Here is a 14,890-nt window from a genome sequence, read left to right as displayed (position 1 = left end):
GGGCTTACCTGAACTTGAGCAAATCTAGCATCGAAATTCCTCAATATGCCTATACCTATAATCTAAACTATAAACATATGTCATCCAAGCAAGACAAGATTATTATAAAATTTTATTAGGAAATAAAAAAATACCGGTACAAGACCGGTAAAAATTTATTCGGCTAGAAGTTTATCTAGTTTTGCAGCTAAGCTCGTAGTATCATGAGCTTTGGCTAAGCTCGCAGCATGTAGCTTTAAATTTGCTTGTAAATTTTCTTCCAAGCTCTTTGCGATATCGCTGCTATCAAGGTTCTCTACACTATTAGCATTTGCCACGCTCCTTGCGGCTAGAGCATTTATGCCTCTAAATATAGCATTTTGTGTTGATCCGATCTCTGAGCGAAGTGAATTTATATTTTTTAAAATTTCACCTGTATTTGAGCCGTCATCTTTTACATTTAAAAGAGCATTTGTGCCCAAATTTATATTTTTTATACTCTCACCTGTAAAAAATCCAAGCTCAGCATCAAATACGTTTTTGCCATTAAATTTAGCCTCTTTTACGCTATCATTCATAGCATTTCTTAGTGCGTTGATTTCGCCCTTTATGCCTTTTTGTTCATTTGCTGAGAGAGTAGGATTTGTAAGTTTACTTGAAAGCTCACCTATTCTATCTGTGCTTTTACTTAAATTTAAAAGTGTTGAGTCAGCGATTTGAAGTATTCCAATCATATCGTTTGCATTTGCCAAACCTTCGTTCAAGACATTTGTTTGTGACAGCAAACTCTCTGCGATTTGCAAATTTGCACCTGAAGCTTTGATCTCGCTGTTTGCAGATATAGCATTTAGCGCTTTCTTTTCGCTATTTTTTGCTTGATCTAAATAATAGTTTCCTGAAGCCTGGTTTGCAGTATAAGTTCCTAACTTCATAACAACTCCTTTTTAATAATTCGCTATGGATTCTACTATAAATTCTATAAAAAGTTGCAAAATCTCTATAAAATCCATTTTTATTTACTCTTCTAGCCTTACTGCAACTGATTTTTTATGAGCAGTTAGTCCTTCAGCTTCAGCTAGCTGCATGCATGATTTGCCAAGATGCATGATACCTTTTCTACTCACTGAAATGATCGAACTTCGCTTCATGAAATTTTCAACTCCAAGTGGTGAGTAAAATCTCGCACTTCCGCCAGTTGGCAATGTGTGATTTGGTCCAGCGATATAATCTCCCATCGCTTCAGGCGTAAAGTGTCCAAAAAATATAGCGCCCGCATGAGTCACATCATCAATATAACTTAAAGCATCGTTTGTAGCGATCTCTAGGTGCTCAACAGCAAGCTCATTCATGAGAGCAAAACACTCTTTTAGATCTTTTGCCACTATTATTGCAGCTTTATTTCTTATGCTTGCACTTGCGATTGGCTCACGTTTTAGTGTCTTTAGCTCATCTTCGATGTGTCTTTGTACTGCCCTTGCGAAAGCTTCTACTGGCGTTATCAAAAAGGCGCTTGCGATCTCGTCGTGCTCAGCTTGAGAGAGCATATCAATAGCTATGTGGCGAGGATCGGCACTATCATCAGCGATTACGCCTATCTCGCTTGGACCTGCGATCATATCGATATTTACGTCGCCATAAACTAGCTTTTTAGCAGTCGCTACGTAGATATTGCCAGGTCCTGTGATGACATCTACTTTTGGCACCGTTGCAGTTCCGTATGCCATCGCTGCAATAGCGCTTGCACCGCCTACTTTAAAGGCTGTTTTTATGCCACAAAGGTGCATTGCCGCAAGAAGTAAGGTATTTACCTTGCCATTTGGCGCTGGGGTGCAAACTACGATCTCTTTTACGCCAGCTACGATCGCTGGGATTGCATTCATAAGAAGTGAGCTAGGATAAGCTGCTTTACCACCTGGGATATAAAGGCCTGCACGATCAACCGCTGTGTATTTTGCACCAAGCAAGATATCATGCTCATCTTTATATGTCCAGTTGCTTGGCTTTGTGCGTTCATGATAGCTTTTTATCCTATCGTGAGCTAAATTTAAAGCTACTCTTAAGGCGTTATCTAGTGAATTATAGGCAGCTTCCATCTCTTTTACGTCGATTATTATGTCGTTTTTACTTGTAACGCTAAATTTATCAAATTTTGTTATCTGTGCAAAAAGTGCACTATCGCCATCTTTTCTTATCTCATCTATTATTCCAGCAACCACCGGCATTACAGCACTCATGTCATTATCACTTCGTTTAACAAGCTGTAAAAATTTACTCTCAAAATCAGCGTCGCTACTATGAAAAAATTTCATTTATGCTCCTTTAATTTTATTTTTCTATCATATCTTTGTCTTTGTGTAATGTTACCTAAAATTCCACCCTGGTGGATATATAAAATTTCAGCTCCAAGCTTATCTAAATTTGCAAAAAGCGTGATAAAGCCAACAGGGTCATACACTAGGTCAAATTCCACGCCGCTTTTGCACATTTCAAGCCAAATTTCATAAAGCTCTGGGTATAAATTCCCAAAATGATACTTCCTTGGTGGATTTAAAATTTGCACCTTGCTATTTTTGTCTAACTCATAAATTTGCTTTTTTAGATAGTCGCTGTCCCCCACGCAAGGAGTTGTAAAAACGCTAAGATCGGTGTGCTTTGCCAGATAGCATGCGCTTGTGCCTGTGCCTGAGGGTAAAAAGATATCAGGCCTTATGCCACTTTTTTTACTCCACTCATTTATCTCACTTGCCTGCGTGATAAAGCCAAGCTCAGCCTCGCTTTGCGCTACGCCCTCGTTTATAAATAGTGCATTTTGGCTCTTTGCCAGCTCTTTGGCAAATTTCTCACGTTCCTCTTTTACAAAAATTTCCATACCATTTTCAAGTGCAAATTTGAAATTTCCAACTGGAGTTTGCTTTAAATTTGAGCTTAGATGAGAGACGACGTAGTAAAATTTAAGCCCCTTTAGCTTGGCAAAAAGACTTAGACTATACATCGCATTTGACTGGCTTGAGCCGTGAGACACGATGGCTTTGATACCACTTAGATCAGCCTTTAGAAAATACTCTAGCTTTCTTGCTTTGTTGCCGTTAAACTCGCCTAACAGATCATCTCTTAAAAGCCAAAATTCTCGACCTCTTAAGCAAATTTTATCAATCACCCTTAAACTCCAAAAATTTCTCTATCTCGTTGATAGCCTCTTTGTTTGAGAGTGAAAATTTGATCTCTATACGCCTTGAAGCATCTTTGTCCTCGGCTCCGTCTTTAAAAACTAGCTCGTTGTAGCTTCGTCCGCTTGCGACAAGTAGCTTTCTAAGGCGAGTATCACCATCAAATGAGTTTATAAACTCCATCACCGCGTAAGCTCTTTTTTGTGAAAGCTCTAGGTTATAAATGTAGCTTCCGTCGCTATCTGTAAAACCTTCGATTATGATTTGATCGATGTTTGACGCGATATCTTTATCATTTAAAAGCACGTCGAAATATTTACTAAGCGTGACCTTTAGCTCATCTTTGACCTCTTCTTTTAAGACTGCACTGCCCTTATCAAAAAGCACTGAGGAGCTAAGCTTTAGCGCGCCTGAGTTTGGATCGATCTCGATGCTTGAGCCTAGCCTATCCTTTAAGACTGAGATCACTTTTACTCTGATGCCGGTTAAATTTTTTACCCTGTCACGAGTAACGTTTAGATCCCTTAAGAGCTCGTCATATCTAGCCTCTCTTTGGCTCACTTGCTCAAGCAAAAAGGCGATCTTGGCTAAATTTTTCTCACTGCTTTCGTTTGCGTCGCTAAGCGCTCTATCTTTTGATGAAATTTCATCATTTAGCACGATCATCTTTTGATTTAGATCAAAAATGCTAGCATTTAGCTCTTTTATGCTCGCATTTGCGTCTTTGTTTTGCTCTATAAGCTGGGCTAGTTTTTCTTTTAGGGCGTCTATTTGAATGACAAAAATTTCATTTGACTTTTTTAAATTTATGTTTTCGTCACTTATCTTTGAAAGCTCGCTTTTTAGGGCTCCATTTAGCTCTTCAAGGGTAAAATTTTTACCCTGGGCATCTTTTAAATTTGCTAAGGCTGCGATGATGGCTTGCTCTTTATTTTCAAGGGTGTTTTGAGTTAGGACGTATTTTACGACGACAGCGCCGATTAGCAGCATAAAAACAAAGAGCAGACCCGCCATCAAGTCTGCGTACGAAACCCAAAAGCTTGATTGATCTTCGTTATTTTTGTTTATTTTCATTGCACTAGATTTTCGATCTTTTCTATTACAGAATTTGCTTCTTTATCGATCTCGTCTATGTTCTTTTTAAGCTCAGCAATGAGGCTCTCACGCTCTTTTTCGCGCTCCAAGCTCCTACCCTCTTGCTCATAAGCTGCCTTAAATATCGTAGCACTCTCAACAAGCGAGGCTCTAAATGCCTTTAGTGCGTCGTTTTGCTCTTTCATCAAAGAGAGAGAAAATTCTTTTAAAATAGCATCAAAACTCTTTATAGTCTGCTCAAATTTGAGCTGGCTCTCTTTCGTGGCGTTTAAATTTCTACTAAAAATTTCGCCAAGTTTTGCATACTCGGTTAAAATTTTAACCTCCATATCTTTAAAGGCATTAGAAAACGCGCTTACTGCCTTTAGCATATCAGAGTGGATTTTTACAAATTCATCTTGTTTTAGGCTAGATTCATTTAGTATTTTAAGGTTTGCGCTAAGCTCTGCCTTGCTTTGATTGATGATATTTTTTTCAACCTCGCAAAGCTCTTTTAAGCTGTTAAATTTCTCATTTGTCTGCTCGCTTAGCTCTTTTACAAATTTATCATCAAGCACCATTTTAAAGGCGTCATGACTGTCTTTAAAGTAGCCTGCACTTGCTTTCATGAAATTTGCATTTAGCTCATTTTCCTGCCAGAAAAACTCACGGCTTAGCTCTTTTTGCTCGCTGTAAAATCTCTCAAATTTACTAATGCCGATCTTTTCAAAAAACATCCACCAAAGTGCTAAAAATATGCCGTATATCGATACATAAAATGCTGTAGCCACGCCGTTTAGCAGTATAGCGATCTCTTTTTCTAAGCCGTTTGCAGTGCTTGAGCTAAAGCTTGGCATGGAGATAGCGATACTGATAAATGTACCTAAAATTCCAAGCATAGGAAAGACTGCTTGACCGATATTTGCTAGGTTGTCATTTCTAAAATTTCTTGTATAGCTCTCGAAAAAATCTTCAAATTTAGCATTTGCCTTTTTGACGCTTGAAATTTCAAAGAGATGTGAGATAATAAATTCTTTTAGCCTTATCTTGTAGTCTTTGGCATTTGCTAAGAAATTTGAGTAAGCTACCAAGGCGCTGTGGCGAGAAAAGATAAATGCCACAAAAAGTATAACGCCCATCATCACGATGGTATGAAGTTTCATCTGAAAATTTATAACGCCAAGATACGCTAGTATTGCCAAAACATAGATAACTAAAGGGATAAAGATAACTTTAAAAAAGACAAAGAAAGAGTGAGCTTGGCGCTCCTTTGGCACACTTAGCTCACTAAAATCATTTTGATTTTGCATAGGATTAGTTCCTATTTAGGCAGTTTAAGTCGCTAAAAGCAGTCTGAAGACGCTTAACCATGCTCTCCTCGCCACTTCTTAACCATTTCCTTGGGTCGTAGTATTTTTTATTTGGCTTATCATCGCCTTCCGGGTTACCGATCTGTCCTTGCAAGTATGCTCTATTTTTGGCCTCATACTCGCGTACTCCGTCCCAAAATGCCCACTGCGTATCGGTATCAATGTTCATTTTAATAACGCCGTAGCTCACAGCATCTTTGATATCTTTTAGCTCACTGCCGCTACCGCCGTGAAATACAAAATTTACAGGTTTGCTATCTTTTGTATTAAATTTCTTAGCGACGTAGACTTGTGAGTTTTTAAGAATTTCTGGTCTTAGCACGACATTACCCGGTTTATAAACGCCATGAACGTTGCCAAAACTAGCTGCGATGCTAAATTTATCGCTTATCTTGCTTAGTCTTTCATAAGCAAGTGCGACATCTTCTGGCTGAGTGTAGAGAAGTGCGTTATCAACGCCTGTGTTATCCACACCGTCCTCTTCGCCACCAGTGACGCCAAGCTCGATCTCAAGGCTAATGCCAAGCTCGCTAAGCTCTTTTAGATACTTCTCGCACGTACTTAAATTTTCGTTGATATTCTCTTCGCTAAGATCAAGCATATGAGAGCTAAAAAGTGGCACGCCATGAGTTTTTTTATACTCATGACTTGCTTTTACTAGCTCGTCTATCCAAGGCAAAAGCTTTCTAGCAGCGTGGTCAGTGTGTAAAATGACTGGCACGCCGTAAGCCTTGGCAAGCAGATGAACATGTTTTGCTCCAGCGATCGCACCAAGAACGGCTGCGTTTTCGCAGGCTTTACCAGCGTAAAAACCTGCACCGCCATTACTAAACTGAACGATAACAGGCGAGTTAGCAACCTTTGCCGCCTCTAAAACAGCATTTACTGAGTCGCTGCCTACGACATTTACAGCAGGTATTGCAAAACCTTGCTCTTTGGCATAAGCATAAAGTTTTGTTACATCATCTCCGCTTAAAACACCAGGTTTTACGATATCTAAAACGCCCATTTTATCCTCCAAATTTTACTTATATTCTATCTTTGCTTTTTGGCGTAGAGCTTCACTTTTTTGTCTAACAGCAGCTTGGAATTTCTCCATTTTTACAGCCTGCTCAATCTCCGCTTTTGCTTGCTCAAAGCTTACGGTACCAGCAGCTTTGCCATCCTCTTTTAAGATTACATGGTAACCAAACTGAGTTTTAACTGGTTTAGTTGAAACTGTGCCATTAGCCATTGAAAATGCTGCGTCTGCAAAAGGTTTTACCATTTGGCTTTGACCAAACCAGCCAAGTGCGCCACCATGTGCTGCTGAGCCTTTGTCGATTGATTTTTGGCTTGCTAGCTCTGCAAATTTCTTTGTTAATGCCTCACCTTTTAAATTTTTAAGTTGAGCGATGATGTCATTTGCTGTTTTCTCATCTTCAACTAGGATATGCCTTGCTTTTGCTTGAGCTGGCTCATTCATACTTGCTTTGTTTTTATTGTAAAAATCTTTTAGTTCGTTATCACTTACTTTTATGCCGTCAAAAAGCTTTCTCATATAAAGCTCAACTGCGATACCTTCTTGCGCTGCTTTTACGGCTTTGATGTACTCTACATCTTTTTCGATACCGCTTGACTTAGCATCTTTTAAAAGAAGTTTTCTATTTATTAGATCGTCGATTATACGTTTTTTCTCATTTGGTTGAAGCTTGCTAGCGTCAAATCCTGGCATAGCTGCTGATAAAAGGCTTGAAATATCGCTATCGCTTATAGCATCACCATCAACTGTTGCAACTACTGCTGCATTTAGAGTAACAGCTGCTGCTAAACTTAAAACTGCTGGAAACAAAAATTTTTTCATATAAATCCTTTAAAAAATTGATTTTATGGGCAAGATTATATCAAATAAAGCGATAACTTTTCATTTAACTTAAGAAAATAAGGTAAAATACGAAAATGAGAACAAAAAAAGATATTTTAGAGATAAAAAGAAGACTTTTAGAAGAGTTTAAAGACGCCAAAAGTGAGCTTAAATTTAGAAATTTATATGAGCTGCTTGTCTGTGTTATGCTCTCAGCCCAGTGCACTGATAAAAGAGTAAATTTAATAACTCCAGCTTTATTTGAAGCGTATAAAGATGTCTATGAACTAGCTAGCGCAAATTTAGCAAGCCTAAAACTAATGATAAACTCATGCAGCTTTTTTAATAACAAAGCGGTGAATTTAATCAAAATGGCAAACAGCGTGGTTGAGCTTTATAATGGAGAAATTCCGCTTGATGAAGAGAAGCTAAAAGCGCTTGCTGGAGTTGGACAAAAGACCGCTCATGTCGTGCTTTTAGAAGCTACAAATGCAAATGTTATGGCTGTTGATACACACGTTTTTAGAGTAGCACACAGACTTGATCTTAGTCATGCAAAAACGCCAGAAGCTACTGAAGCTGATCTTAGTCACGCCTTTAAAACAGATCTTGGTAAGCTTCATCAAGCCATGGTACTCTTTGGACGTTACACCTGTAAAGCCAAAAAACCGCTTTGCCATGAGTGCATCTTAAATGATCTTTGTAACAGCAAGGACAAGATTATTTAATCTTCTCAAGCTTTGCTAGAAAATTTTTAGCATCTATAAAACCGATAGTTCTAAGAAATTTTAGTTCATCGCCACCATTAAATAGCAAGAGTGCAGGCGGATCAATAAGCCCAAAATTTCTTAGCATCTCATCATTTTGTGATCCACCATTTGTTACATCGATACGAATAAGTGCAAAATTTGCCAAAGCATCTATAACATCACTATCTTTAAAAGTGATCTTTTCTATCTCTTTGCAGCTTACACACCAATCAGCATAAAAATCTACTAGAACGGGCTTGTTTGAGTTTTTTATTATCTCATTTAGTTCATCTAAATTTTTAACGGAATTAAATTTTAACGCACTATCACTTTTTGCCAAATTTAGTCCAGAAAGCGGAGAAAAAGCCTCCTTTGAGCCCAAAAATGAACCAACTATTAGCATAACTGAATATATAAAAACTAGGATAAAAAACGCTTTTTTAAACTTAGCCCAGCTTTGCTCTGCTACTTCAAATGCCCCAAAATAAACTGCCATAAAAACGCCTATAATGCCATATCCTAATAGCTCAAAAAATTCTCCGAGCACACGCGAAAGGATCCAAATCGCCATTATGAGCATTAAAAAGCCAAAGATTTTTTTCACTTCATCCATCCAACTACCAGGTTTTGGCAAGAGCTTTCCAGAGCTTAGCCCGATAATAAGTAGTGGCACGCCCATGCCAAGCCCCATGGCAAAAAGCATAATGCCACCATAAAAGACATTTCCGCTTTGAGCGATATAAAGAAGTGCGCCAGCTAATGGTGCTGCTACACAAGGCGATACGATGAGAGCTGAGGCAAAGCCCATAATAAAAATTCCAACATAGCCTGAACTATTTTGTGATTTTTTACTTATCAAATTTTCAAATTTTGCTGGCAATTTTATATCATAAAATCCAAACATGCTAAAGCTTAGAATAACAAAAATGGCTGCAAAAGCGCCAAGCACATAGATGTTTTGCAAAGCTCCTGCGATACCAAAGCCAAGCAGACTAGCTGCCACTCCAGCTAGTGCGTAAGCCAGGCTCATCGCGACAACATAGATAAATGATAATAAAAAGCCTTTTTTTGCATTTAAATTAGCGCCTTTTGAGACGATTATGCTTGAAAGTATCGGTATCATCGGAAAGACGCAAGGTGTGAGTGAAAGCAAGAGACCATAACCAAAAAAAGTAAGAAGCGAGATAAAGAAATTTTTATCTCCAAGCCCATTTGCGATATCTTGCTCGCTAGAAAATTCTTCAGCAAGAATGTCGGTATCGTTTTTTTGCTCTTTTTTAAAAGTGGCGATGCTAAATTTTCCAGCTTGGTCAGTTATCTCATAAATTCTACTTTGCGGACGGTAGCAAATGCCGTTTTTAGCACAGCCTTGATAGTTAATGTCAAGTATTGCTTTGCCATTTGAAAGATTTTCTTTTACCAAATTTAATGGGATAAAAATCGAAAAATCTTTTGGATAAATTTCATATTCTCCCGTATTTTCACTACTTGGCAAATTTAATAGCTCATTTATCTTTTTGCCAGCTAGTTTAATCTCGAAACTCTCTTTATAAAGATAGATATTTTCACCAAAGTTAAACTTCACTTCAACATTTTGACTATCAACGCTTGGAGTTAAAACAAAGGCTTTGCTAACATCTAAAACCTCGGCAAAAAGCGAGCCTACAAATAAAATAATCGAAAAAAGAAATTTTAAAAACATACTAATCCTTGCTAAATTAAAAAAGATGATTTTAGTCTAAATTCTTAAATTTATTCTATTTTATTGTAAAATCGTGAAAATATGTGAAATTTTAAAGGAGCAAAGATGTCAAAAGACAAAAAACACCAAAAAAGCGAGAAACTTGGCTACGAGGAAGAGCTTAGACTACTTCAAATTGAACTTTTAAAATTTCAAAATTACGTAAAAGAAAAAGGTCTTAGAGTACTCATGCTAATGGAAGGGCGCGACGCAGCCGGCAAAGGAGGAACGATAAAACGCCTAACTGAGCATCTAAATCCAAGAGGTTGCCGTATAGTAGCGCTTGCTAAGCCAAGTGATGTCGAAAAAACGCAGTGGTATTTTCAAAGATATGTGACTCATCTGCCAAGTGCCGGAGAGATCGTGATCTTTGATAGAAGCTGGTACAATAGAGCTGGTGTTGAGCCAGTGATGGGCTTTTGCACGCAAGCAGAGCATAAGGAATTTTTACGTGAAGTGCCAAAATTTGAAGAGATGATCATAAACTCCGGCATAATTTTCTTTAAAATTTATCTTTCAATCACAAAAGATGAGCAGAAAAAACGCTTCAAAGAGAGGCAGAATGATCCATTAAAGCAATTTAAAATTTCACCCGTTGATCAAAAAGCACAAGAACTTTGGGATCAGTACTCTATCGCTAAATATTCTATGCTTCTTGCCTCTCACAATAGCATTTCGCCATGGGTCATCGTCTCAAGCGACAACAAAAAAGAAGCTAGGCTAAATGTCTTTAAATTTATCCTAAGTCACGTTGAATATCCAAAAAAGATAAATGACTACTTGGAATTTGACAAAAACGTCGTAAGAGACGGAAGTGAAGAGATAAAACGCATAGAAGAAGGGCTAAATAAAGACAAGTTAAAGAGTATCGATTAGAACACTTTTAACTTCTAGCTGGCGATTTGCTTAGATTTGCTAGCTAAATTTTAAGCCCACCACATTACTTTTGCTAAAATGACCATTATTAGGCAAAGTACTAGAGCTATTAAATGTGAAAATTTACCAAATGGATCAGGCTTTTTTAAAATAACGACATTAAAAACAGATATAAAAGTTACAAGGCACATTATGAGTAAAACAAAAATTTTTACAAGTAGTAGCTTTTGAAAGTTGCTTTGCCACCAGCCAAGCTCACCTCCAAAATAGTCTTTTGCCATATAAGCGCCACTTATTAAAAGCAATAAAAATGCTGTGCCAAAAACCTTTGCGCTGCCTTTTGTGTAGGCCTTTTTAACTATTTCAAGGGTTTTAGTATCAACCGTTTTTTTAGCAAACGGATATATGCAAACATCGAAAAATACGTATCCTATAAATACAATGGCACAAATTAAATGAGTAATCAAAAAAAATAAATACATTTTTCGCCTTTTTGCTTGGCATTATATAAATTTTAACTATTTAAACTGCTTATTTTGAATCAATCTTAAGGATTTATGAAGATAAATTTATAAAAGAGCAAGGCAAGCGCCCTGCTCTAGGAATTTTACTCGACTTCAGCGTCTATAACGTCATCGTCTTTTTTATTATTTCCGCCGTTTGCTCCAGCATTTTCATCTTTTTTATACATAGCTTCTGCAAGTTTGTGGCTAGCTTTGCTTAGAGCTTCTACTTTAGCATCGATTTGCTCTTTTGAAGAATTTTCATCTTTTAAGACCTCTTTTAGATCATTTAACGCAGCTTCGATGTTACTTCTATCTTCAGCTGGGACTTTCTCGCCAAGCTCGCTCATGCTCTTTTCAGTTTGATGAACTAGTGCGTCAGCTTGGTTTCTAGCTTCGACTGCGTCTTTGCGTTTTTTGTCCTCTTCTTTATGAAGCTCGGCGTCTTTTACCATGTTGTTTATCTCTTCTTCGCTTAAGCCGCTTGATCCAGAGATAGTGATGTTTTGAGCTTTGCCAGTTGCTTTATCTTTTGCTGAAACGGTTAAAATTCCGTTTGCGTCAATGTCAAACTCAACTTCGATTTGAGGAACACCTCTTGGAGCTGCTGGGATGCCTTCAAGGTTGAAATTTCCAAGTGATTTATTATCTCTTGCAAACTCACGCTCTCCTTGTAGAACCATGATAGTAACGGCACTTTGATTATCTTCAGCAGTTGAGAAGACTTGACTTTTCTTAGTTGGTATAGTTGTGCCTTTTTCGATGATCTTTGTCATTACGCCGCCAAGTGTCTCGATACCAAGACTAAGCGGAGTTACGTCAAGAAGTAGCACATCTTTTACATCGCCTTTTATGACCGCACCTTGGATAGCAGCACCGATAGCTACGACTTCATCTGGGTTTACACTCTTATTTAGCTCTTTACCAAATGCTTTTTTGACCTCTTCTTGAACTAGTGGTACACGAGTTGAACCACCGACCATTACGACCTCTTTGATGTCGCTTTTATTTAAACCAGCGTCTTTTGTTACCTCGTTTATCTTAGTGATAGTCTCGCCTACAAGTGAGTCGATCATACCCTCAAATTTAGCACGAGTTAGCTTTTTGACAAGGTGTTTTGGACCAGTCGCATCAGCTGTAATAAATGGTAAATTTATCTCAGTCTCTTGAGCTGAGCTTAGCTCTTTTTTAGCATTTTCAGCAGCTTCTTTTAAGCGTTGGAGTGCCATGATATCGCCTTTTAGATCGATACCATTTTCGTTTTTAAACTCGCTTACTAGCCAGTCAATTATCTTATTATCAAAGTCATCACCGCCCAAGAATGCGTTACCGCCAGTTGCCAAAACTTCAACGATATTATCGCCAGTTTCTAGCACTGTAACGTCAAATGTACCACCACCTAAGTCGTAAACTAAAATTTTCTCAGCCTCTTTTTTATCAAGACCATAAGCAAGCGCTGCAGCTGTTGGCTCGTTGATGATACGAAGCACGTTTAGTCCTGCAATCGTTCCAGCCTCTTTTGTAGCCTTTCTTTGGCTATCGTTAAAGTATGCTGGCACTGTGATAACCGCATCTGTTACCTTCTCGCCAAGATATGCTTCAGCATCTTCTTTTAGTTTGATAAGAATTTTTGCTGAAATTTCTTGTGGAGTATAAACCTTGCCAGCGATCTCAACTGCGCAAGCGCCGTTTCTATCTACGACATGATACGGCAATCGGCTTTTTGCCTCTTCAGCATTTTTTTCATTGCTCATCAAACCCATGATACGTTTGATAGAATATATCGTTTTTTCAGGGTTTGTAACTGCTTGACGTTTTGCAACATCACCTACTAGAATTTCACCTTTGTCCGTAAAAGCAACAACAGATGGAGTCGTGTTTTTACCCTCTTTGTTTGGGATAACCTTGCTCTCGCCACGCTCAAAAACGCTCACACAAGAGTTTGTTGTACCTAAGTCTATACCTATAACTTTTGACATATTTTTCCTTTTTATTAGATTTTATTTTTATAAATTTAGTTTGCCACGCTGACCATAGCTGGGCGCAAAACCCTACCATTTATCATATAACCTTTTTGCAAAGCTTGTACGATCTGACCACTCTGCTTCTCCTCGCTATCGACCCTTAAAACAGCATTATGCACGCTTGGATCAAACTCAATATCAGTTGGTATCTCGCTTACGCCATGCTTTTCAAAGCATTTTTTAAACTGATTTATAGTTATCAAAATACCTTCTTTGATCTTTTTGGCAAATTCATCATCTTCTGGATCAAAATTTGCAGCGATCTCAAGAGCATCGATGACCGGCAGCAAGTCCCTAGCAAATTTCTCATTTGCATAGTTTGCAACGTCTGTCTTTTCTTTTTCATAACGCTTTTTGATATTTTCAAACTCAGCATTTGCTCTATAATATTTATCAGTTATTTCTCCGAGCTCTTTTTCAAGTTTTTCAACCTTTGAAATATCGCCAAGTGCGTCCAAATTTACACTATCATTAGCTAGTTCTTGCACAGGCTCAACCTCGGGTAGGTTTTGCTCTTTTACCTCTTCGCTCACGCAGCCTCCTTTATTAGATTTATAAATTTCACATAGTCAGTATAAATACTGCCAGCACAGATCATCTGTGCTTCGTTGCCAAGATAGTTTGTACTAAATTTAAGTCCCATAAAATTTTCATCAAACATAGGAGAAAATGTAAGTTTTTCATCCATTTGCAAGCTAAAACTTGGGTCAAAAACCATCTTAAAACGTCTATCTTTAAACATATCAAAAGCTAAAATTTCGTTTTCTTGGAAGTAAATTTTAGTCCTTTTAAGCTCTCTTATTTTACTTTTTAGTTCGCTTAAACCAACTTGAGAGCAGATAAGCTCAAGCTTGTTTAAACTAACTCCTGCAAGATTACTTAAAAATTTATACATCCTGGCATCAAATTTAATAACGATCTCATCTTCACCAAAATTTAAGATCATATATCTATTATTTAAATTTAAAATTTCTAGCAATTCATTATCAATTGTGCCAAAAATCATGCAATAAAGCTCAAATTCATCGCATAACTTTTTCAATCCTTCGGCATCATTTATCTCTAAATTTATATCGCTTATAGCAAAAATTTCACTCCAATATCTTCTCATCGCTGCAATTGTTGGGATCCGACCGCCACTAATGTGAAGCTTTGTAATCTCGCCCTCATCTGAAAGCTTTTTGAAATAAACGCGTATCGTAGAAGCCGGAATAGCTGCGCTCATACGAGAACCAAGCTCATTTGAACCAATAGGCATATTGTCCTGCAAATAAGCCTCGATGATAGAATTTAGTATCAAATCACGTTTATTTGTTTTACTCACTTTTAGCACTCTTTCTTTTTAATTGCTAAGCGGATTATACAACTTTAGTTTATCAATGTCAAGTATTTAAGTTAAAATAATTTATTTATGTATCTTTAGTCTATATAACTAAGCTTCTTTAATATTAATTGCATAAGCCTTTCCGAAAATAAAATTACAAAAATAATTAAACAAACTTAAAAGTCTTTTATATTACCTCTACGTTCTAATATTTTTATACGTTTTTACGTATTAATATAA

Annotated in this window: 14 protein-coding genes; 2 read left to right on the top strand and 12 right to left on the bottom strand. The window is 37.5% G+C overall.

The genetic code is table 11. From position 1 onward, the window contains the following. Window positions 1-155: 155 nt before the first annotated feature. The 7 genes from F3G69_RS07540 to F3G69_RS07510 all read right to left on the bottom strand — a co-directional run bounded on the left by F3G69_RS07540 (window position 156) and on the right by F3G69_RS07510 (window position 7,433). Complete coding sequence (locus F3G69_RS07540) at window positions 156-911, bottom strand: flagellin (RefSeq protein WP_188115349.1); 756 nt, start codon at window positions 909-911, stop codon at window positions 156-158. A gap of 84 nt (window positions 912-995) precedes the next feature. Then, window positions 996-2,288: a histidinol dehydrogenase gene (gene hisD / locus F3G69_RS07535; RefSeq protein WP_149714874.1), complete on the bottom strand. Its 1,293-nt coding sequence runs from the start codon at window positions 2,286-2,288 to the stop codon at window positions 996-998. Then, window positions 2,285-3,136, bottom strand: a complete 852-nt coding sequence (locus tag F3G69_RS07530) for a pyridoxal-phosphate dependent enzyme (RefSeq protein WP_149714873.1) — start codon at window positions 3,134-3,136, stop codon at window positions 2,285-2,287. The genes hisD and F3G69_RS07530 overlap by 4 nt, the downstream gene beginning before the upstream one ends. Beyond that, window positions 3,129-4,220 (bottom strand): OmpA family protein, encoded by a 1,092-nt coding sequence (locus tag F3G69_RS07525; RefSeq protein WP_149714872.1) that lies wholly within the window; start codon window positions 4,218-4,220, stop codon window positions 3,129-3,131. The genes F3G69_RS07530 and F3G69_RS07525 overlap by 8 nt, the downstream gene beginning before the upstream one ends. Further along, window positions 4,217-5,530, bottom strand: coding sequence for a MotA/TolQ/ExbB proton channel family protein (locus F3G69_RS07520; protein ID WP_149714871.1), 1,314 nt, complete (start codon window positions 5,528-5,530; stop codon window positions 4,217-4,219). The genes F3G69_RS07525 and F3G69_RS07520 overlap by 4 nt, the downstream gene beginning before the upstream one ends. A 4-nt stretch (window positions 5,531-5,534) precedes the next feature. Further along, window positions 5,535-6,599, bottom strand: a complete 1,065-nt coding sequence (fbaA, locus tag F3G69_RS07515; RefSeq protein ID WP_103600621.1) for a class II fructose-bisphosphate aldolase — start codon at window positions 6,597-6,599, stop codon at window positions 5,535-5,537. 15 nt (window positions 6,600-6,614) lie between these two features. After that, window positions 6,615-7,433 (bottom strand): peptidylprolyl isomerase, encoded by an 819-nt coding sequence (locus F3G69_RS07510; protein ID WP_085658279.1) that lies wholly within the window; start codon window positions 7,431-7,433, stop codon window positions 6,615-6,617. A gap of 95 nt (window positions 7,434-7,528) precedes the next feature. Here F3G69_RS07510 and nth point away from each other — a divergent pair, with 95 nt between their 5' ends. Further along, window positions 7,529-8,161, top strand: coding sequence for an endonuclease III (gene nth / locus F3G69_RS07505; protein ID WP_021091542.1), 633 nt, complete (start codon window positions 7,529-7,531; stop codon window positions 8,159-8,161). Here nth and dsbD read toward each other — a convergent pair. Then, on the bottom strand, window positions 8,154-9,884 hold the full coding sequence (gene dsbD, locus F3G69_RS07500) for a protein-disulfide reductase DsbD (RefSeq protein ID WP_149714870.1): 1,731 nt from the start codon (window positions 9,882-9,884) through the stop codon (window positions 8,154-8,156). The genes nth and dsbD overlap by 8 nt on opposite strands. Before the next feature lie 105 nt (window positions 9,885-9,989). On the opposite strand from dsbD, the gene ppk2 reads away from it, so the two are divergent. After that, the gene (ppk2, locus tag F3G69_RS07495; RefSeq protein ID WP_087578978.1) at window positions 9,990-10,799 is read left to right on the top strand and encodes a polyphosphate kinase 2; all 810 of its coding nucleotides are present in this window, start codon (window positions 9,990-9,992) and stop codon (window positions 10,797-10,799) included. A 50-nt stretch (window positions 10,800-10,849) separates the two neighbouring features. Here the strand turns inward: ppk2 and F3G69_RS07490 are convergent, their stop codons facing one another. The 4 genes from F3G69_RS07490 to F3G69_RS07475 all read right to left on the bottom strand — a co-directional run bounded on the left by F3G69_RS07490 (window position 10,850) and on the right by F3G69_RS07475 (window position 14,650). Then, complete coding sequence (locus F3G69_RS07490; protein ID WP_103600624.1) at window positions 10,850-11,281, bottom strand: trehalose-6-phosphate synthase; 432 nt, start codon at window positions 11,279-11,281, stop codon at window positions 10,850-10,852. A gap of 125 nt (window positions 11,282-11,406) precedes the next feature. After that, entirely contained in the window at window positions 11,407-13,281 is a 1,875-nt protein-coding gene (gene dnaK, locus F3G69_RS07485; RefSeq protein ID WP_087578979.1) for a molecular chaperone DnaK, read from the bottom strand. Between the two features lie 35 nt (window positions 13,282-13,316). Then, window positions 13,317-13,859, bottom strand: a complete 543-nt coding sequence (gene grpE, locus F3G69_RS07480; RefSeq protein WP_149714869.1) for a nucleotide exchange factor GrpE — start codon at window positions 13,857-13,859, stop codon at window positions 13,317-13,319. Then, window positions 13,856-14,650, bottom strand: a complete 795-nt coding sequence (locus F3G69_RS07475) for an HrcA family transcriptional regulator (protein ID WP_149714868.1) — start codon at window positions 14,648-14,650, stop codon at window positions 13,856-13,858. Before F3G69_RS07475 ends, grpE begins: the two co-directional genes overlap by 4 nt. Window positions 14,651-14,890 lie beyond the last annotated feature (240 nt).

The sequence above is a fragment of the Campylobacter concisus genome, from assembly GCF_902460625.1.
GTDB classification, from domain to species: Bacteria; Campylobacterota; Campylobacteria; order Campylobacterales; family Campylobacteraceae; genus Campylobacter_A; species Campylobacter_A concisus_AD.
Note: the sequence above shows the minus strand (reverse complement) of the source record. Positions and strands in the feature narration are given on the sequence as shown.

What these genes read in the sequence shown, in the direction of transcription:
- F3G69_RS07540 (WP_188115349.1), bottom strand. Translation starts at nt 911, where the DNA reads ATGAAGTTAGGAACTTATACTGCAAACCAGGCTTCAGGAAACTATTAT.
- hisD (WP_149714874.1), bottom strand. Translation starts at nt 2,288, where the DNA reads ATGAAATTTTTTCATAGTAGCGACGCTGATTTTGAGAGTAAATTTTTA.
- F3G69_RS07525 (WP_149714872.1), bottom strand. Translation starts at nt 4,220, where the DNA reads ATGAAAATAAACAAAAATAACGAAGATCAATCAAGCTTTTGGGTTTCG.
- F3G69_RS07520 (WP_149714871.1), bottom strand. Translation starts at nt 5,530, where the DNA reads ATGCAAAATCAAAATGATTTTAGTGAGCTAAGTGTGCCAAAGGAGCGC.
- fbaA (WP_103600621.1), bottom strand. Translation starts at nt 6,599, where the DNA reads ATGGGCGTTTTAGATATCGTAAAACCTGGTGTTTTAAGCGGAGATGAT.
- F3G69_RS07510 (WP_085658279.1), bottom strand. Translation starts at nt 7,433, where the DNA reads ATGAAAAAATTTTTGTTTCCAGCAGTTTTAAGTTTAGCAGCAGCTGTT.
- nth (WP_021091542.1), top strand. Translation starts at nt 7,529, where the DNA reads ATGAGAACAAAAAAAGATATTTTAGAGATAAAAAGAAGACTTTTAGAA.
- dsbD (WP_149714870.1), bottom strand. Translation starts at nt 9,884, where the DNA reads ATGTTTTTAAAATTTCTTTTTTCGATTATTTTATTTGTAGGCTCGCTT.
- ppk2 (WP_087578978.1), top strand. Translation starts at nt 9,990, where the DNA reads ATGTCAAAAGACAAAAAACACCAAAAAAGCGAGAAACTTGGCTACGAG.
- F3G69_RS07490 (WP_103600624.1), bottom strand. Translation starts at nt 11,281, where the DNA reads ATGTATTTATTTTTTTTGATTACTCATTTAATTTGTGCCATTGTATTT.
- dnaK (WP_087578979.1), bottom strand. Translation starts at nt 13,281, where the DNA reads ATGTCAAAAGTTATAGGTATAGACTTAGGTACAACAAACTCTTGTGTG.